The organism is Tessaracoccus bendigoensis DSM 12906, from assembly GCF_900141915.1.
Lineage (GTDB): Bacteria > Actinomycetota > Actinomycetes > Propionibacteriales > Propionibacteriaceae > Arachnia > Arachnia bendigoensis.
The window spans coordinates 67,017-85,069 of sequence record NZ_FQZG01000005.1 but is presented as its reverse complement, the minus strand read 5'-3'; the positions used below and the strand labels follow the sequence as shown (position 1 = coordinate 85,069).

The 18,053-nt window shown below is 65.8% G+C and carries 19 protein-coding genes; 9 read left to right on the top strand and 10 right to left on the bottom strand.

The window, feature by feature from the left end; all coding sequences use genetic code 11:
• Positions 1 to 39: 39 nt before the first annotated feature.
• Both sucB and BUC15_RS01485 read right to left on the bottom strand, forming a co-directional pair.
• Positions 40 to 1,845, bottom strand: a complete 1,806-nt coding sequence (gene sucB / locus BUC15_RS01490; protein WP_073185765.1) for a 2-oxoglutarate dehydrogenase, E2 component, dihydrolipoamide succinyltransferase — start codon at positions 1,843 to 1,845, stop codon at positions 40 to 42.
• Positions 1,846 to 1,897: 52 nt separating this feature from the next.
• On the bottom strand, positions 1,898 to 3,301 hold the full coding sequence (locus BUC15_RS01485; RefSeq protein ID WP_073185763.1) for an FAD-dependent oxidoreductase: 1,404 nt from the start codon (positions 3,299 to 3,301) through the stop codon (positions 1,898 to 1,900).
• A gap of 86 nt (positions 3,302 to 3,387) precedes the next feature.
• On the opposite strand from BUC15_RS01485, the gene BUC15_RS01480 reads away from it, so the two are divergent.
• Positions 3,388 to 3,720 (top strand): hypothetical protein, encoded by a 333-nt coding sequence (locus BUC15_RS01480; protein ID WP_073185760.1) that lies wholly within the window; start codon positions 3,388 to 3,390, stop codon positions 3,718 to 3,720.
• Here the strand turns inward: BUC15_RS01480 and BUC15_RS01475 are convergent.
• Complete coding sequence (locus BUC15_RS01475) at positions 3,717 to 5,228, bottom strand: leucyl aminopeptidase (protein WP_084189276.1); 1,512 nt, start codon at positions 5,226 to 5,228, stop codon at positions 3,717 to 3,719. The genes BUC15_RS01480 and BUC15_RS01475 overlap by 4 nt on opposite strands.
• 162 nt (positions 5,229 to 5,390) lie before the next feature.
• Here BUC15_RS01475 and BUC15_RS01470 point away from each other — a divergent pair, with 162 nt between their 5' ends.
• A complete protein-coding gene (locus BUC15_RS01470; protein WP_073185825.1) occupies positions 5,391 to 5,702 on the top strand; it encodes a hypothetical protein in 312 nt (103 codons plus the stop codon).
• Between the two features lie 2 nt (positions 5,703 to 5,704).
• Here the strand turns inward: BUC15_RS01470 and BUC15_RS01465 are convergent, their stop codons facing one another.
• A complete protein-coding gene (locus BUC15_RS01465; protein ID WP_073185756.1) occupies positions 5,705 to 5,911 on the bottom strand; it encodes a hypothetical protein in 207 nt (68 codons plus the stop codon).
• Positions 5,911 to 6,579, bottom strand: coding sequence for a DUF3043 domain-containing protein (locus tag BUC15_RS01460; RefSeq protein ID WP_073185754.1), 669 nt, complete (start codon positions 6,577 to 6,579; stop codon positions 5,911 to 5,913). Before BUC15_RS01460 ends, BUC15_RS01465 begins: the two co-directional genes overlap by 1 nt.
• Positions 6,580 to 6,737: 158 nt before the next feature.
• On the opposite strand from BUC15_RS01460, the gene BUC15_RS01455 reads away from it, so the two are divergent.
• The 7 genes from BUC15_RS01455 to ctaF all read left to right on the top strand — a co-directional run bounded on the left by BUC15_RS01455 (position 6,738) and on the right by ctaF (position 12,319).
• Positions 6,738 to 7,535, top strand: a complete 798-nt coding sequence (locus BUC15_RS01455) for a PspA/IM30 family protein (RefSeq protein WP_073185751.1) — start codon at positions 6,738 to 6,740, stop codon at positions 7,533 to 7,535.
• Positions 7,532 to 7,867 carry a PspA-associated protein PspAA gene (gene pspAA / locus BUC15_RS01450; protein ID WP_073185749.1) on the top strand — a complete coding sequence of 112 codons (336 nt, stop codon included), beginning with the start codon at positions 7,532 to 7,534 and terminating at the stop codon, positions 7,865 to 7,867. The genes BUC15_RS01455 and pspAA overlap by 4 nt, the downstream gene beginning before the upstream one ends.
• Positions 7,864 to 8,748, top strand: a complete 885-nt coding sequence (locus BUC15_RS01445; protein WP_073185746.1) for a glycerate kinase — start codon at positions 7,864 to 7,866, stop codon at positions 8,746 to 8,748. The genes pspAA and BUC15_RS01445 overlap by 4 nt, the downstream gene beginning before the upstream one ends.
• Positions 8,749 to 8,838: 90 nt before the next feature.
• On the top strand, positions 8,839 to 9,195 hold the full coding sequence (locus tag BUC15_RS01440) for a HesB/IscA family protein (RefSeq protein ID WP_073185744.1): 357 nt from the start codon (positions 8,839 to 8,841) through the stop codon (positions 9,193 to 9,195).
• A 144-nt stretch (positions 9,196 to 9,339) separates the two neighbouring features.
• Positions 9,340 to 10,197, top strand: a complete 858-nt coding sequence (ctaC, locus tag BUC15_RS01435; protein ID WP_245787847.1) for an aa3-type cytochrome oxidase subunit II — start codon at positions 9,340 to 9,342, stop codon at positions 10,195 to 10,197.
• A gap of 62 nt (positions 10,198 to 10,259) precedes the next feature.
• Positions 10,260 to 11,924, top strand: a complete 1,665-nt coding sequence (ctaD, locus tag BUC15_RS01430; protein ID WP_483887634.1) for an aa3-type cytochrome oxidase subunit I — start codon at positions 10,260 to 10,262, stop codon at positions 11,922 to 11,924.
• Positions 11,921 to 12,319: an aa3-type cytochrome oxidase subunit IV gene (ctaF, locus tag BUC15_RS01425; protein ID WP_073185739.1), complete on the top strand. Its 399-nt coding sequence runs from the start codon at positions 11,921 to 11,923 to the stop codon at positions 12,317 to 12,319. Before ctaD ends, ctaF begins: the two co-directional genes overlap by 4 nt.
• Positions 12,320 to 12,407: 88 nt before the next feature.
• Here the strand turns inward: ctaF and BUC15_RS01420 are convergent, their stop codons facing one another.
• From BUC15_RS01420 to BUC15_RS01400, 5 genes are all read right to left on the bottom strand, one after another.
• Positions 12,408 to 13,577 carry an ABC transporter permease gene (locus tag BUC15_RS01420; protein WP_073185737.1) on the bottom strand — a complete coding sequence of 390 codons (1,170 nt, stop codon included), beginning with the start codon at positions 13,575 to 13,577 and terminating at the stop codon, positions 12,408 to 12,410.
• Positions 13,574 to 14,455 (bottom strand): ABC transporter ATP-binding protein, encoded by an 882-nt coding sequence (locus tag BUC15_RS01415; RefSeq protein WP_073185823.1) that lies wholly within the window; start codon positions 14,453 to 14,455, stop codon positions 13,574 to 13,576. Before BUC15_RS01415 ends, BUC15_RS01420 begins: the two co-directional genes overlap by 4 nt.
• A gap of 170 nt (positions 14,456 to 14,625) precedes the next feature.
• Positions 14,626 to 15,270 (bottom strand): response regulator, encoded by a 645-nt coding sequence (locus tag BUC15_RS01410; RefSeq protein WP_073185735.1) that lies wholly within the window; start codon positions 15,268 to 15,270, stop codon positions 14,626 to 14,628.
• The gene (locus BUC15_RS01405) at positions 15,267 to 16,529 is read right to left on the bottom strand and encodes a sensor histidine kinase (protein WP_073185733.1); all 1,263 of its coding nucleotides are present in this window, start codon (positions 16,527 to 16,529) and stop codon (positions 15,267 to 15,269) included. Before BUC15_RS01405 ends, BUC15_RS01410 begins: the two co-directional genes overlap by 4 nt.
• A gap of 4 nt (positions 16,530 to 16,533) precedes the next feature.
• Positions 16,534 to 17,994: a GuaB1 family IMP dehydrogenase-related protein gene (locus tag BUC15_RS01400; RefSeq protein ID WP_073185730.1), complete on the bottom strand. Its 1,461-nt coding sequence runs from the start codon at positions 17,992 to 17,994 to the stop codon at positions 16,534 to 16,536.
• Positions 17,995 to 18,053: the final 59 nt, after the last annotated feature.

The window sequence follows — 18,053 nt, the reverse complement described above, 5'->3', positions numbered from 1 at the left end:
GCCCCGGGGCCGGAGCACCCGGGGCCGTTTCCGTCACCGTCAGAGGCCGAGTTCGCTGGCGAAGTCGCCCTCTTCCAGCCGTGCCTTGACCGCCGACAGGAATCGGGCCGCGAGGGCGCCGTCGATGAGGCGGTGGTCGTAGCTCATCGACAGGTACATCATGTGCCGCACCGCGATCGTTTCGGCACCGAACCGGTCTTCCACGACCACGGGGCGCTTGACGAGTGCACCAGTGCCCAGGATGGCGACCTGGGGCTGGTTGACGATCGGCGTGTCGAACAGCGTGCCCGCCGAACCGTAGTTCGTGATGGTGAACGTGCCGCCGGACAACTCGTCAGGGGCGACCTTGTTCGTGCGGGTCCGGGCGGCCAGGTCGCCGATCTTCTTCGCCAGGCCGGCAAGGTTCAGATCGCCTGCCGCCTTGATCACGGGAACCAGCAGGCCCCTCTCCGTGTCGACGGCGATCCCGACGTTCTCAGCGTCGGCATATGTGACGGTGCCTGCATCGGTGTCGATGGTGGCGTTGACGATCGGGAACTGCTTGAGCGCCTCCACCGCAGCCATGGTGATGAAGGGCAGATAGGACAGCGAGGCACCCTCGCGGCGCTTGAAGTCGTCCTTCGCCTGCGCCCTCAGATGGCTGATAGCGGTGACGTCGACCTCGACGGTTGCCGTGAGTTGGGCCGAGACCTGCAGGGATTCGACCATGCGCGCCGCGATCGTCTTGCGCAACCGCGACAGCTTCTCCGTGGTGCCTCTAACAGCCTGGGCGGCAGCCGAGGGAGTTGACGCCGGCTTCGTCGGAGCCGCCTGCTGGGTCGGGGCCGCCGCCGGTGCCGCGGGCGCGGCCGGGGCCTGCTTGGCTGCGGCGGCCGCGTCGAGGATGTCCTGCTTGCGGATGCGCCCACCCACACCGGTGCCCTTGACGCTGGTGAGGTCGACGCCGTGTTCCTTGGCAAGCTTGCGGACAAGTGGCGTGACGTAGGTGCCGTCGCCAGACGCCTCTGCCGCTCGGCGCGCGACGGCGTCGGCCACCGCGGGTGAGTGGACAGGAGCGGCAGCCGGTGTGGGGGCAGGCGTCGGTGCTGGTGCCGGAGTCGCGGCTGGGGCAGGCGTGGGTGCCGGGGCAGGCGTGGGTGCCGGGGCAGGCGTGGGTGCCGGGGCAGGCGTCGCGGCTGGGGCAGGAGTGGGTGCCGGGGCAGGAGTCGCGGCTGGGGCAGCAGCCGCGTCGCCGACGATGGCGAGAACGGCGCCGACCTCGGCGACATCGTCTTCCTTGAACCGGATCTCAAGCAGGGTGCCCGCAGACGGTGAGGGGATCTCGGTGTCGACCTTGTCGGTGGAGACCTCGAGCAACGGCTCGTCGGCTTCCACGGTGTCGCCGACCTCCTTGAGCCACCGCGAGATCGTGCCCTCAGTGACGGATTCGCCCAGCGCGGGGAGCGTCACTTCGACGCCGGTCGCCGGTCCGGTGGGGGCTGGCGGTGCCGCAGGTGCAGGTGATGCCGCAGGCGCAGGCGGTGCCGCGGGGGCGGGAGCAGGGACGGGGGGAGCCTCGGCTGGGACGGGGGTCTGTGTGGGTGCGGGGGCCGCACCGTCGGACTCGCTCGCATCACCGACGATCGCGAGCACGGCGCCGACCTCGGCGACGTCATCCTCGTTGAACCGGATCTCGAGGAGGGTGCCCGCAACGGGGCTGGGAATCTCGGTGTCGACCTTGTCGGTGGAGACCTCGAGCAACGGCTCGTCGGCCTCGACAATGTCTCCGACCGCCTTCAACCAGCGGGAAATGGTGCCCTCCGTGACGGATTCGCCCAGTGCTGGGAGGGTGACTTCGGTTGACATGTGAGTATGGCTCCTTCGCTTACCGCTTGAACAGGTCCAGCCTATATGCCAATCAGGAGTGCATGTGCAGAGCCCGTCCGGTCAAAGCCCAGTTAGCCTCCGCAATCGACTCGCTGAGGCTCGGATGGGGGTGCACGATCCCCGCCACATCCTCGGGCGTGGCCTGCCAGCCGACCAGAAGCGCACCCTCGGAGATCAGCTCCGAGACATCCTCGCCTACCAGGTGGACGCCGACGATCTCGCCGCCGGCGCGGCGGACGAGCCTGGCCACTCCCGTCTCCCTTTCACCCGGTGCGCGCAGGATCTGTGCCCGACCATTTCCGGTCAGGTGGTAGTCGACCACTTCTGCGTCCGGGCCCGCCTGAGCCGCGGTCAGGCCGACAGAGGCGACCTGAGGGCTTGAGTAGGTGACCCGGGCGATGTCGCTGTCGCGGGGCAGGGCAGGGGTCGAATCCGAGCGACCCTGCAGCTGGGCGATGAGCTCTGCCAGGTACATGCCGTGGGCATATCCGCGGTGGGCCAACTGCGGCCCTGAGACGAGATCCCCGGCTGCGAACACTCCGCGCGCCGAGGTCTGGAGCCGGTCGTCGACCACGACGTGACCGGTGGAGGCGATGGCGATGCCTGCCTCCTCCAGCCCGATCCCAGCGCTGGCCGGACGCCGACCCACCGCGACGAGCAGGAGATCGGTGTCGATTTCCCCGTCTTCGACGGATACTGTTACGCAGTCTCCGGTGGCCACGGCACCCGTGACCGCGGTACCCAGGCGGATGTCGACGCCACGCTTTGCGAGTTCCTTTGCCAGGATCCTGGAATGCCCCGGCTCCTCGGCGGGTAGCAGACGGTCGGTCGCCTCGATCAGGGTCACCGCTACCCCGAGGTCCACCCACATTGACGCGAACTCCACACCGATGACGCCACCACCCAGCACCACGGCCCTGGTGGGGAGAGACGTGATGCGGAGGGCCTGGTCGCTGGTCATGATGCGCTCACCGTCGATGGGCAGCCCGAGCGTGATCGGAGAGGCCCCGGTTGCGATTACCACTGCCCCGGCGCGGTGTGTCCTTCCGCCCGTCTCGATACCTGGCCCACGTCCGTCGTCTGCTGTCAGGACACCACGTTCAGGGATGACGGTGATGCCACGCGAGGAGATCAGGCCGGTGAGCCCCTTGTGTAGCGACTTGACCACCCCGTCCGCGTACCTGCCGACTTGGCCCGCCTCAACGCCACCGAGTTGCGCATCGACGCCGAACGCGCTGGCTTTCGCGACCGTCCGGCGTACCTTCGCAGCCTGAAGCCAAGCCTTGGTGGGGATGCAACCTCGGTGCAGGCAGGTGCCGCCGAGTGGACCTTCATCAATCAGTGCGACGCTCAGCCCTAGCTGGGCGGCGCGCAGGGCGCACGCGTAGCCGGCCGAGCCGGCACCGAGGATCGCAAGGTCGAAGTCACGGTTCATGGAAGACAGTGTCTCAGAACAGTGACGCGGTGCCCGTGAAAGCGCTCCAGTGGAGGCGGGTGGGGCCTATCGGACATAATGGGGCCGTGGGTTGGTTCGGCCGTCGTAAGAAGCAGGTGCAGCTGGCTAAGGAGGCCGAGCTCGTACCCGATGCGGTGCGCGACCATCTCTTGGCCTTCGTGGACACACGGAGGGGAGTCGAAGCGTGGGTCGAGCAACCCACCTCGTTCAATCCGCCGTCGATCCTGCTGGTCGCCTACGACGGTGAGTCGACCAGGAGAGGGCTGCCGAGCGCGGAGTTCGGCTACAAGTTCGCCGACGACCACTCCATCCCCTGCTACGACGCCGGTGTGGTCCCGTACCCCAAACGGATGCGTGAGTACGGGCTCCGCGCCAAGCGTGCGTCGCGGGGCGACTAGTCGTTCTCGGCCAGTTGAGTGGCCAGGGCGATCAGCGTCCTGACGCCCATGCCTGTCCCGCCCTTCGGCACGTAGCCGTACGGCTCGTCGACATTGTCGGCCGGGCCTGCGATGTCCAGGTGCGCCCACGCCACCCCGGAAGGTACGAATCGCTCGAGGAACGCGCCCGCCACAAGGGCCCCGCCCCATCTCTGGGGTGAACCGGAGCGCATGTCGGCGACGTTGGACTTGAGGAGTGAGCGCGTGTGATCGTTCAGCGGCAGTTCCCAGAAATCCTCGCCGGCTGCCTCGGCGGAGTCCAGCAGGAGGTCTGACGTCGCTTCACCGTTGGTGATCAGGCCGGCGGTGCGCAGGCCGAGGGCAACCATGCACGCACCTGTCAGGGTGGCGATGTCGACGATCAGGTCCGGCTTGTCCTGGCCGGCGCGCCCGATCGCATCGGCCATCACGAGTCGACCCTCGGCGTCTGTGTTGGCGTTCTCGACCGTCTGACCGTCGAACATCGTCAGGACGTCGCTCGAACGGTACGCACTTCCCGAAGGCATGTTCTCCGCCATCGCGGCGTAGGCGGTCACCTTGACCTTCAAGCCCAGGTCGGCGATCGCCCTGATCGAGGCGATGACCGCCGCGGCCCCGGACATGTCGCACTTCATGCCAGCCATCTGCCCTGCCGGTTTGATGTCGAGGCCACCCGAATCGAAGGTGATGCCCTTGCCCACCAATGCGAGATGCCGCGAAGCTCCGCGCGGGGAGTAGGAGAGGCGGACGAGGCGTGGGCCCCTGGCGGAACCCCCTCCGACGGCGAGCAGGCCACCGTAGCCGCCGCGCTCAAGGGCCTTCTCGTCGAGGATCTCGACGGCGATCCTGGCGTCGCGGACGTGGGCCCGGGCGGATTCGGCGAATGTCTCGGGGTAGAGCAGGTTGGGGGGAGTGTTGGTCCAGTCCCGGGCCTGGCACACCGCGGAGGCGGTTGTCTCAGCCGCAACGATGGCCGCCTTCTGATCCCCGGAAACGCTGGCGGCGATCAGGGTGATCGATGCAACAGGAGCCTCGCTCTGGGTTGATGTGACCTTGTCAAAGCGGTAGGAGCCGAGAATGGCCCCTTCTGCTGTGGCCTTGACCAGTTCGGGGTCGATGGCTTCGAGGGACACCGCGACCTCCCAACGGTCAGCGTCGTCCATGCCGATGAGGGTGCGAAGGCCGTTACCGGCGGCGCGCCGCAACCGCTCGGGCGTCACATCGGCGTCCTCAAGGCCGACCACGACCACGCGTGTGCCGCCCACTGCAGGTAGCACCGTGACCGCCTCGGCGGAGGCGCCCGCCCCGAGCGCGGTGGCCATGGCCATGACCGTGCATCCATAGGTGGCCACATAGGCCTTGTCGAGGTCCGCGGAGACGCCCACAACGGCGGTCTCGTCCTGTTTGATGGTCACGAGACCGACGACGAGTGCGTCGGCGGTCTTAGGCAGGGATTTGGCGATACTCAGGTTCACAGGGGTTCGGCTCACCCGACCCACACTACTGGCCCAGGGGAGGTTCAGCCCCTCAACCGGGCGAGGTCCACAACCCCCAATTCCCCGGCGTCGACACAGATCGGTTTCTGCTCCGGCACTGCCATGGATCCGGTGATCCGATTGGCCTTGGCGCCTCGGGGCGCTACGTTGGCCCGCATGATCAAGCGCATCGGGCTCTGGGCCTTCGTGGTTGCCGGGATCGCAGTGAGCCTATGGGGGATCGTGTCCTTCGTGGCGCCGTCCACATCGTGTCGAGGCGTGGAGATGGGGCCGGGGGATTCCTGCCAGTACTCCAGCCTCACGAACGAGGAGGGCGGCAAGGTTCAGCGCTATGAGGATCGGATCGCGGTGGCTCGTGGGCAGGCGCCCTTTGCGATGCTGGCAGGGATCGGGATCGTCGCGTTCGGATCGGTACTGATCGTCCAGGATCGCAGACGCCCGGTTGGTCCCGGACCCCTGGCCGGGTGAGCTCAGGGGGTCAGGGGCATCGGGCCGTACACGAGGCGGTCCTCCTCGAGGAGGCTCACATCCATGACGCCTTGCAGATGCAGGTCGTCGTAGTTGAGTGCGAGCCATTCCTCCGCCGCCGCCTGTGAGTCGAACGTGCCCAGCAGCCCGTCATCCTCGAGCGCCCGCAGGTCGTATGTGCCCGACCCTGGCTGCCAGCGGTAACTCATCAGACCGGATCACCGCGCTTGATGCGCGGACCCGGCTGGCGGAAACGGCGCAGCATGATGGATCGGTTGAGGATGTAGGAAAGCAGCCCCTTGAGGGAGGAGTTGGGGAATCTCCTCGTGAACTCCTTCTTGAACCCTCGCCAGATGAGGAATGTGTTGACGATGACCATTGCGATGATGAGCCACATGCCCAACAGGATGTAGCTGGAGAGCATGACGTTTGTCATCGTGGCCATGGTGGCGGCCATCAGCAGGATGAACGCGGGAAGCATGAACTCGTTTACGGTCCAACGCGTGTCCAGATAGTCACGCGCGAAGGAGCGCTCCGCAGAGTTCTCAATCTTGTCCATGGCCTCCATGCGGGCCGCCCGACGGGCCTTGGACGACGCCTTACGCTGCTGTCGTGGCGTGAGGGTCGGATGGAGCCTCTCCATGCGGTCTGCCTCTGCCTGCCGCCGTGACCGGGTGGGCTCGGTCTTGCTGCGAGTCACCTGGATCTTGTCGTCGGCGGGCTCCACCGGGGTGGGGGCCTCGACAGGACCGGCCGCCGATCTGGCCTCCTTCGAGTCGGCCTTGGCTGCGGCCTTCTGGCCTTTGGGGGTAAGGGTCGCGATCTGGTCGCTGGTCGCGGCGCTCTCGTTGCGCTCGTACGGACGGAAGAGTCCCACGGTAGTCTGGTTCCTTTGCGGCAGGGGGTCAGGTGCCACATTCTACCCCGTCGCCTCGGGATAATCTCAGGGCTATCTGGGGGGCGCCGCAGCCCTCGGGTCGCCCCACGCCGCGCTAACGTTGACCCGGACACCGCACGTTCCTGAAAGGAAACCTCGTGGCTAGCATCTTTGAACGCATATCCCTCGTCTTCAAATCGAAGACGAACAAGGTCCTCGACAAGTACGAAGACCCTCGGGAGACGCTCGACTACTCGTATCAGAAGCAGTTGGAACTGCTGCAGAACGTGCGTCGAGGCGTGGCAGACGTAGCCACGAGCCGAAAGCGGGTCGAACTACAGGCGAACAAGCTCAACTCCGAGGTCGAGCGGATGCAGAACGCCGCCCAGCGTGCGCTCGAGTCCAACCGCGAAGACCTCGCGCGGGAGGCGCTCACCCGCAAGGCGGGGCTCCAGACCCAGCTCAATGACCTGCAGGCACAGCACGCCCAACTCCAGGCCGAGGAAGAGAAGTTGGTGCGCGCGAGCGCCAGGCTTCAGGCCAAGGTGGATGCGTTCCGGACCCGCAAGGAGACCATCAAGGCTTCCTATTCCGCGGCGGAGGCGCAGACCCGCATCAACGAAGCATTCACCGGCATCTCCGAGGAGATGAGCGACGTCGGTATGGCCATCCAGCGTGCCGAGGACAAGACGCTGGAGTTGCAGGCCCGGGCGTCCGCGGTGGACGAACTACTGGCCTCCGGGGCGCTCGACGACCCGACCGGAACTGTCACCGACGACATCACCCACGAGTTGGACATGTTGGCGTCCGATAACAGCATCGAGAGTGAACTGGCGGCCATGAAGGCCCAGCTGACCGGGGGAGCCGCTGCGGCTCGCCCCGAACTCCAAGCCGGGGCCAACCCGTCCCAGGCCGCCGACGCCGGCGACTGGCCGGCTCAGGGGTCGCAGTCATGATTGTGCGGATCATGGGGCAAGGGCAGTGGGTTCTGCAGCCGGAGGATCTCCTCGAGCTCAACGAACTCGACCGGGTGTTCGAGGAGAGGGTGGAAGCCGGTGACGAGCCGGGGATGATCGCGGCGCTCGCGGCTCTCGGTGAAGGAATTCGTCGGGTAGGCGTCGAGGTCCCGGCGGACATGATCGCCGAGTCCGACCTGGTGCTGCCGGACATCGACGTGAAACTGGAGGAGGTGCGTGAACTGCTGCGCTCCACCACCGAGTACTACGGCCTCATCCCAGACGCCGAAGACGAACTCAACGAAGCCGACGCGGAGTCGACCGGCCTGTGAGGGTCGTCGTCGCCTCTGATGCTCTGGCCGGCCTCAGCCCGGCCGGGGCGTCGGAGGCGATCGCGGCCGCCTTCGCGGGCCAGGGTGCCGAGGTGGCCGTGGTGCAACTGGGCGTCATCGGCCGCCCACTGCGCGAGGGGTTGGCCGCCAGCGCCCCGGAGTTCCACGTCGCCTCGCCGCGCACTCCCGGAGAACTTGTCGAGGCCCTGGCCGTGGACGCCCCGTCGATCGTGCTCGACCTGACGACCATCGAGTGCGACGACCTGGGGCGCGGTGCTCTCGGCCCAGATCCGCGAGGTGCGCTCGAAGCGTTGCGCCGTGCCTGTGCCGGTCGGCGTGTCGTGGCACTCGTGCAGGAGTCGCAGGTCGACCGTGAACTCACCGGGCTGGCAGGCCATGCATCGATAGAACTCAGGGCAAAGGGTGCCGACCTCGCGCAGGTTCTGGCCGCGGACCTGGAGGCCGAACGTTGGGCCGCGGAACTGGGTCTGGCTCCGGCCCCCGGTTCGGGCGCCGCAGGTGGTCTGGGGCTCCTCATCCAAGGGATCGGTGGGGTGGTCGCCGATCCTCTCGGCTTCCTCGCCGACCGCTTCGGGTTGGCTTCGACGATTGCGCGAGCAGACCTGGTCGTGACAGGGGCTGAGTCGCTGGATTTCCATGCCCTCGGTGGTCCCGTGGTCAAACGGGTCGCAGCCTTGGCAACCGAGGCGCTCCGTCCCGTGATCGGGATCGTCGGGCGCAACTTCGTGTCGTCGAGGGAGTTGCGGCTCGCCGGTTTCGAGGCCGCATACCCGCTGCTGCGGGGGGCCGGGGACGGGAATGCGGAACCTCGGCGCCTCGGCGAGGTGGCGGCGCATGTCGCGCGCACCTGGATCTGGTGAGGTTCGCTCTGGACGAAATGGCGCGGCTGGGGAAACCACGTGCGGCGGCGTAGACTGCGACGTGTTGCTTTTACACGATCCACTTGAAACATGGAGCCCAACGTGACTGATACCCAGACCGCCGTCGGCGTCGTCCTGACCGACATCGCCGTGCAGAAGGTGCGTTCCCTGCTCGCTGCCGAGGGCCGCGAGGACCTGTCGCTGCGCATCGCCGTCCAGCCGGGTGGCTGCTCGGGTCTGCGCTACCAGTTGTACTTCGACGACCGTGCGCTGGACGGTGACGTCGTCACCGACTACGACGGGGTCAGCGTCGTCACAGACAAGATGAGCGCGCCCTACCTGGGTGGCGCGAGCATCGACTTCGTGGACACGATCGAGAAGCAGGGGTTCACTATCGACAACCCCAATGCGCAGGGCTCCTGCGCCTGCGGAGATTCCTTCCACTGAGCCGAAACGGCCCGATGGTACGCCACCCCGGTTGGAGACGCTCCACCGGGGTGGCTTTTTGCGTTAAGGTGGCTCCAGCAGCGGTGCCCATCGCTCCTTCCTGAGTTGGTGGGCTGGTAAGACACCTGATCGGAAGGGCAACTTGTGAGTCGCGAATCTGCGCCATCACGTCGGCGAAGGACCCGCGCTGGTCTACTGGTCGCCACCCCCCTGACGCTTGCCGCCCTGACGGCGTGCTCCGGGCAGGGGGCCCGGTTCGGCCTACCGGAGGCGGCCACAGCGGAGGCACCGAATGTCGGCAACCTCTGGGTCGGTGCCTGGATCGCATCCTTTGTGATCGGGGCGCTGGTCTGGGGCCTCATCGGCTGGGCCGTCGTGCGGTACCGACGCAAGGAAGGCGATGCGCCGGCGCCACGCCAGACGGCCTACCACCTGCCGCTCGAGCTCCTCTACACGCTGGTCCCGTTCCTGATCATCGGCGTTCTGTTCTTCTACACGGTCAAGGCCCAGGACGCCATGATCCAGCAGGAGGAGGAGCCGGACACGGTCATCAACGTGATCGGGCAGAAATGGTCCTGGACCTTCAACTACATGGAGGAGGACAACCCGGCGATCGGTACCAATGCGCACGTCGTGGGTACCGTCGAGTCGTTGCCCGACCTGTACCTCCCGATCAATCAGCGCGTCCGGTTCAATCTCGAATCCGCGGACGTGATCCATTCGTTCTGGGTCCCGGCTTTCTACTTCAAGCTCGACGTGATCCCGGGACACCCGAACTCCTTCGATGCCACGCCGAACCGGCTGGGCACCTTCGACGGCAAGTGTGCAGAATTGTGCGGCGAGAAGCACGCCATGATGCTGTTCACCGTGCACGTCGTTTCTGAGGAGGAATACGCCGAGCGGGTCAGGGAACTTGCCGCCAACGGCGGAGCAGGAGAACTCAAGCTGGAAGACGCGCTGCAGGCCGTCCTGCCAACCGCAGCACCTGAGGAGCACAAGTGATGAGTAGCGCATCCGTAGCGGCACGCACGCGGCTCGTCGAGGAGACGGGCACCCGGACACATGTGTCCTTCGGCCAGAAGGCCATGAAGTACCTGACCACCACCGACCACAAGGTCATCGGCAACATGTACTTCGTGACCGCGTTTGTCTTCTTCGGTCTCGGTGGTCTGCTGGCCCTTGGGATCCGGGCGGAGCTGGCCAACCCCGGCATGGACTTCATGAACTTTGAGACGTTCAATCAGTTCTTCACCATGCACGGCACGATCATGCTGCTCATGTTCGCCACCCCGATGTTCTCGGGCTTCGCCAATGCCATCCTGCCGCTGCAACTCGGCGCCCCTGACGTCGCGTTCCCTCGGCTCAATTCCTTCGCGTACTGGCTTTACCTGTTCGGCTCGATCATGGCCTGCGCAGGGTTCGCCAGCCCGGGCGGCGCCGCCAGCTTCGGGTGGTTCGCCTACGCGCCATTGTCGAACTCGATCCACTCACCGGGCGTCGGCCACGATCTCTGGATCATGGGGCTCTATCTGTTGGGTCTTTCGTCCATCCTCGGAGCGGTGAACTTCGTCACCACCATCATCACAATGCGCGCGCCCGGCCTCACGATGTTCCGGATGCCGATTTTCTCCTGGAACATCCTCGTCACGTCGATGATGATCCTGATCTGCTTCCCGGTCCTCGCGGCGGGTCTGTTGGTTCTCGCGGCGGACAGGGTGCTCGGCAGCAACGTGCTCGACCCGGCCTCGGGCGGTGCGATCCTGTGGCAGCACCTGTTCTGGTTCTTCGGGCACCCGGAGGTCTACGTCATCGCGCTGCCGTTCTTCGGCATCATCACCGAGGTGCTCAGCGCCTTCAGCCGCAAGCCGGTGTTCGGGTATTACGGTCTGGTCTTCGCGACGTTGGCCATTGGTGCCCTCTCGATCTCGGTGTGGGCACACCACATGTTCGTCACCGGTGCCGTCAATCTTCCCTTCTTCTCGTTCATGACCTTCATGATTGCGGTGCCGACAGGTGTGAAGTTCTTCAACTGGATCGGTACCTTGTGGCGTGGGTCATTGACTCTCAACACGTCCATGACGTTCGCCATCGGGTTCCTCGTGACGTTCCTCTTCGGTGGCCTCACCGGCATCATCCTCGCTTCACCGGCCCTCAACTTCCCCGTCTCCGACACGTACTTCGTCGTGGCCCATTTCCACTACGTGCTCTTCGGTACGGTGGTGTTCGCCATGTTCGCCGGCTTCTACTACTGGTGGCCGAAGTTCACCGGGAAGATGCTCAACGAGACCTGGGGCAAGATCCACTTCTGGACCCTCTTCATCGGATTCCACACCACGTTCCTGGTGCAGCACTGGCTGGGTGTTGAGGGCATGCAGCGACGGATCGCCGACTACGGCGCCTGGACAGGATTCACCTTCCTCAACCAGGTCTCGACATTCGGCGCGTTCCTGCTCGGGGTTAGCATGTTGCCCTTCCTGTGGAACGTCTGGATCACCCGCAAGTCGCCCAGCGTCCAGGTCAACGACCCGTGGGGCTGGGGGCGTTCGCTCGAATGGGCCACCTCGTGCCCGCCGCCGCGGCACAACTTCGAGAAGCTGCCGCGGGTGCGGTCCAACAGCCCGGCCCTGGACCTGGCACGGCCTGAGCTCGTAAACGACGACCATCAGGCCGATCCCGGTGAACTACTCGGGCGGAATGACTACAACGAAGTGGAAGGGGCCCACAAGTGAAGCCGGAGAAGTGGGTCTTCTGGTTCATCTTCATCTTCTTTCTGATCGTCACGCCCGTCTACTGGGTGATGTCGCATGAGATCGCGGGCACGTTTGTGCTCGGATTTGCGGGCCTACTCGGTGGAATGATCGCCGGGTACCTCGCGCTGACCGCGCGGAGCTTCGACCCCCGGCCCGAGGACCGCCCTGATGCCGAGGTTGTCGAAGCGGCGGGTGACGTGGGGTTTTTCGCGCCCAGCAGCATGTGGCCCTTCTGGTGCGCCGTCACTCTCGCGGTGATCGCCCTCGGCCCAGCGCTGCACCAGGCGTGGATCTCGATCATCGGTATCGTGATCGGCGTCTGGGCATGCTCCGGTTGGCTACTTCAGTTCTACCGGGGCGATTACAAGCACTGATCGCCTCTCGATTCCTGTGATAAGAGCCCACCCCCGACGGGGGTGGGCTCTTATCGTGAACATGCGGTGGGGCCAGCGCAGTCGGCTCTCAGTCCGTCCTGCTGAACAGCTGCCTGTACGACATGACGGAGTTGGTCTGCATCAGGCTGCGCCGGTAGACCAACGCTCCGATCCAGATCGCCAGACCCATGAACGCCGCCGCAACGAACAGTGCAAGCAGGGCGTTCACCCAGTCCGCCTCACCGCTGAGTAGCCGTCCAGGCATGATCACGGTGGAGGTGATCGGCACATACGAGAGCACCTCGGCCACCGTCCCCCTGGCGAAAAGGCCTGTCATATAGGCCGCCATCACGACCATCATCAGGGGGGTGGTCGTCTGGCTCAGATCCTGCACCCGTGTGGCCATGGCACCGGCGGCCGCCCACAGGCAGGCCAGGGCCGCGAAGCCGACGAGGAAGAACAGGACGAACCAACCGGCGACCGGGGCGACGAGGGCGATCAACGGCTTGTATGGCGTGAAACTCAACCCGACGAGGGAAACGGTCACCAGCAGGATTACCTGGCTGAGGGCCATCAACGTGTTGCCCACCACCTTCCCGATCAGGAGCGAACGGATCGGAACCGCGGCAGCCAGGATCTCGACAATTCTTGACTCCTTCTCGGTGACGACGGACTGGGCGATCTGCATGCCGTAGGTCACCGCCGCGAGCATGAACAGGATCGAGAACGCGAACGTGGCGACGATGATGGCGAGCGCGGTGCCATCGTCGCCATCCAGCGGCACCGTGGTCAAAGTGGTTCCCGCCAGGACCTCCCCGGCGTCAACGCCCAAGGCGACCGAATTGCTCTCGATCTGTACCGTGCGCACCGCCTCTGCGAGGTCTGGGGCGTCGCTCAGGTTCTTGACGGCCAGGAGCCAACCGTCGGACTCTGTGTAGGACAGGGCTGCGTCGGCCTCGCCGTCCTCGACCGTGGTGCGGAGTAGGTCATCATCGACCCGGACAGCGGCGACGTTCCCGCCAGTCCTGGTGGCCTGCGTCACCACTGCCTCGGCTGTGTCCGTCGACACGGCCACCTTGGACGGTGAGGTCTCTCCGCCCATGAGGCCGACGACCAGGAAACTCAGCACGATGATGGCCAGGGTGCTGAGCGTTCCAATCCAGAACGCCTTGTCGGTGAGCTGGGCAATGATCTCGCGGCGCGCGACGATCAACCAGGCGGCCTTGACCCTTCTTTCGGGGATGGGCTGGTGCGTCATCGGGTCACCTCCCTGTAGTAGTCGCTGAGTGGTCGGACGATAGGTCCGAAGTCGTGAACCGGACCGCGCCCCAGTGCCTCGGCCAGCACCGCCTGCGCCACGGCCTCATCGGCGAGGGCCACCTCGGCCCTGGGCCCGTCCAGGTCGATGACCGTGACACCGGTCCTGTCCCGCAACCAGCCGAGGTCGTCCCGGGCAACGATGCGGTGGTGGGTCTCGCCCGAGTCTCGGAGTTGCTCGACGGAGCCCTTCGCGACGACTTCACCCTTGCGGAGGATCACGATCTGGTCGCAAAGTCGTTCGACGAGGTCGAGTTGATGCGAGGAGAACAGAACCGGAACGCCCCGTTTGGTGAACTCGGCCAACAACGAGAACATCTCATCGACGGCGTCTGGGTCGAGCCCGCTGAACGGTTCGTCGAGGATCAGGGCTTTCGGTGAGGCGATGAGGGCGCCCGCGATCTGCACCCGCTGCTGGTTACCGAGAGAGAGCTTCTCAAGCTTGTCCTTGAGACGATCACCGAGCCCGAACCTGGTGAGCAGAACGGTCGCGGCCCGCCTGGCGTCGCGGGAGGACAACCCGTGCAACTCGCCGAGATAGGTGAGCTGCGGGAGGATCGGTTGCTTTGGGTAGAGTCCGCGCTCTTCTGGCATGTAGCCGAACTCGGAGCGGTCGCACTGCGTCAACGGCTGTCCGTTCCATCGCACCTCTCCTGACGATGCGGCGAGAACGCCCATGATGATGCGCATGGTGGTGGTCTTGCCTGCGCCGTTGCCTCCCACGAAGCCCGTGAAGGCGCCGTCGGGCACCGAGAACGAGACGTTGTCGAGGGCGGTCAGATCGCCGAATCTTCGGGTAACGGAGTCAATGTCCAACATGACATCCAGCATGTCGGAAAGGCCCCGGGAACGCATCGGTCACAAGGGCCAACGTTGACGGGTCGACCTCATCCGATCGGATGAGAGCATCCGAATGGCGACGGTGCACAGTCACCGATTCGTGCCTGGTCGTCTTGGTGCTGCTCGGATAGCGGGCCCGGGTCCGGGGCTCAGCGGACGACGAGCCCGTTCTCGTACGCGTAGATCACGGCCTGCACCCGGTCCCGGACACCGAGCTTGCCGAGCATACTTGAGACATGGGTCTTGACCGTGGCTTCGCTGACGACCAGTCGAGCGGCGATCTCTGCGTTGCTGAGCCCCGCGGCCACCTCCCGGAGCACATCGAACTCACGTTCGGTGAGTCTCTCCACAGCCTGATCGGTTGATCCTGCCCGGTGCCCATGCAGGGCCTGTGTGATCACCCGCCGGGTCACCTCGGGAGCGAGCAGCGCACCGCCCTCAGCCACGGTCCGGATCGCCTCCAGCAATCGCTCAGGCTCGCTGTTCTTCAGAAGGAAGCCTGCGGCCCCGGCCTCCAGTGCTTCGAACAGGTAGTCGTCGCGGTCGAAGGTGGTCAGGATGATCACCTGGGTGCTCCCGGACGCACGGATGATCCGGGTGGCATCCAGGCCGTTACGGCGAGGCATCTCGATGTCCATGAGCACGATTTCCGGTCCCTCGGCGGCGACCAGCGCGATCGCCTCATCGCCGTCACCGGCCTCCCCGACCAGTTCGATGTCCTCCTCGATACTCAGCATGAGGGAGAAGGCCCGGCGGATGAGTACCTGGTCGTCGACTAGCGCGACCCGGATCATGATTCGATCCTCCTGGGCAGGGTGACGCGGACCCGGTAGCCGACGGTGCTGCGCGGGCCCAATTCAACAGTCCCACCGAGCGCGGCGACCCGTTCCCGGATTCCGACCTGGCCAAGCCCTGTCCCGGGGGCGCTCAGGACCGGGCGTCCGTTGTCGGTGATCTCCATCTCGATCGACCTGCCCAGGCGCACGACGATGCGGGCCTCGGAGGCGGTCGAGTGCCGCCGGATGTTGGTGACGGCCTCCTGAGCGATCCGGAGAAGTTGGCCGGCCTGCATCGGGGTGATCGTCTGGGCCTCTGCGGGCTCACCGACAAGTTGGTAGCTGACCAGAAGCCCATTGACACTTGACTCATCCGCGAGTGCGGCGAGGCCGTCGATCGTGCGGGCCCCGTTGCCTTCATCCGGCACATCACGCAGTGAGCCGAGCATGCCGCGTAGCTCGGAGACGGCTTCCCGCGACATGGATTCGACCTCCAGCATCGCCTGCGCCGCAACCTCGGGGTGCGAGCCCATGGTGCGCCGGGCGGCAGCAGTCTGGACGCCGATGAGGGAGATGTGGTGGGCCACCGAATCATGCAGATCCCTCGCGATGCGAAGCCGTTCGGCCACCACCGCCTGCTCAGCGAGTCGGGCGCCCTGGTCGCGGACGAGATCGCGGCTGGTGGCGAGTTCGGAGGCGGCCTTCGCCTGTAGCCAGGCCTGGCGACCGAGCCAGATCGCGGCCCCGAAGTAGGCGAAGTTCAGCACGGTCGTGCCGAAGTAGTACCAGAGTGTCGGCTGGAACTCGTCCGGTGCGGTTGCTCGGGCGTAACTGTCCGCCGCGACCAGCCAGACGACCATGGCGAACAACACCAGCCCCACGCCCAGGGCCAACGACTGCCGGTTGCGGGCATAGGCCATGGCCGTGTAGATGCCGAGGAAGTAGAGCACCTGCATGCCGCCGATTGACGCGACCGCGGGAAGGGCCACCCCGACGATGACGAAGTGGGCACCGCTAGCGAGCAACAGCACCCCGATGGGGAACCTGCGGCGAAAGGTGATCAACACCCCGGCGACGAGAATGGCGACGCACGAGGGCACCACGGGCAGGTAGTCGAGCATCTCGGAGCTGAGATCACGCATGTACATCAGGGTCGCCACCGAGACGAGCGAGAGCACCGCTGCAATGATCCAGTCGGTGCGCCACGAACGGCCGGGGACCGGCCGGACGAAGTCGTCGTTCAACCCGAAGAAGCCGGACAACCAGCGTGACAACACCGGTCTACCAGCTCTGGTCGAGTGGGCGACCTTCCTCGAAACCGGACCCGGACTGGACGCCCACGACGGCGCGGTCCGCGAACTCAGGAAGGCTCCGGGCACCGGCGTAGGTGCACGACGAGCGCACGCCGGAGGTGATCCAGTCGATCAGGTCCTCCACGCCGGGGCGGCGTGGGTCTAGGTACATCCGTGAGGATGAGATGCCTTCCTCGAACATCGCTGCGCGGGCGCGCTGGTAGGCCGACTGCTCCCGGGTGCGTTGCCGCACCGCGCGCGCCGAGGCCATCCCGAAGGACTCCTTGTAGCTGCGACCCTGATGGTCTGTGAGCTGGTCACCGGTCGACTCGTGTGTGCCTGCGAACCATGAGCCGATCATCACGGACCCTGCACCCGCTGCCAGGGCGAGGGCGACGTCGCGGGGGTGCCTTACGCCCCCGTCGGCCCACACGGCCTTTCCACGTTCCCTGGCGGCCTCTGCGCATTCGAGCACCGCAGAGAACTGGGGTCGGCCCACGCCGGTCTGCATGCGGGTGGTACACATCGCACCTGGTCCGACGCCCACCTTTAGGATGTCGGCTCCCGCGTCGATCAGGTCGTCACAACCGGTAGCCGTGACGACGTTGCCAGCCACGATGAGCACGTGACGACCCGTCTCGGCGGTGAACGCGTCCCGTGCCTCGCGCGCGCGGCCGAGTGCGGAGATCATCTTCTCCTGGTGGCCGTGCGCGGTGTCCATCACGATCACATCGGCTTGTGCGTTGAGGGCGGCATGGACCTTTGCCTGAATGTCCCCGTTGATGCCGACGGCGACCCCGGCCCGAAGTCGACCCTGGTCGTCGAGCGCAGGTGAGTAGATGCCGCTGCGCAGCGCTCCCTTCATCGTCATAACACCCACCAGGCGGCCAGCGGGGTCTACCGCCACGGCGATCTCCTGATGCTGCTCTGAGAGCAGAGCGAACACGTCGGCAGGTGCGGTGTCAGAAGTGACCCGTGTCACGTCGCTGGCCATCACATCCTTGGCCTGCGCGAATCGGTCGGAGCTAGAGGCATCCTGCGGGGACACCAGCCCAAGCACGTGGCGGTCGTCGTCGATGACGACGGCCACACCGTGTGAGCGTTTGCTGATAAGCAGCAAGGTCTCGCCGACGGTGGTGTCTGGTGAGACCGTCACCGCGATGTCGAACACGGGGCTGGCGGCCTTCACCTTGCCGATGGACGCCGCCACCACCTCAGATGGGATGTCCTGTGGGTAGATCGCGAGACCGCCCCGGCGGGCCATGGTCTCGGCCATCCGGCGACCCGACACGGCCGTCATGTTGGCCGCCACGAGCGGCGTCGGGGTCGCCAGACCGTCGGCCGACGTCAGGTCGACATCGAGCCTGGAGGCTACGTTCGATCGGCTCGGAACCATGAACACGTCGTTGTAGGTCAGGTCATAGCTGGGTCGCTGGTCAAGGAAATGCACGGGCAACAGCGTACGGCAGTATCGCGGCGGGGTCGCTCCGCCGGTGTGCCCCGGCGCAA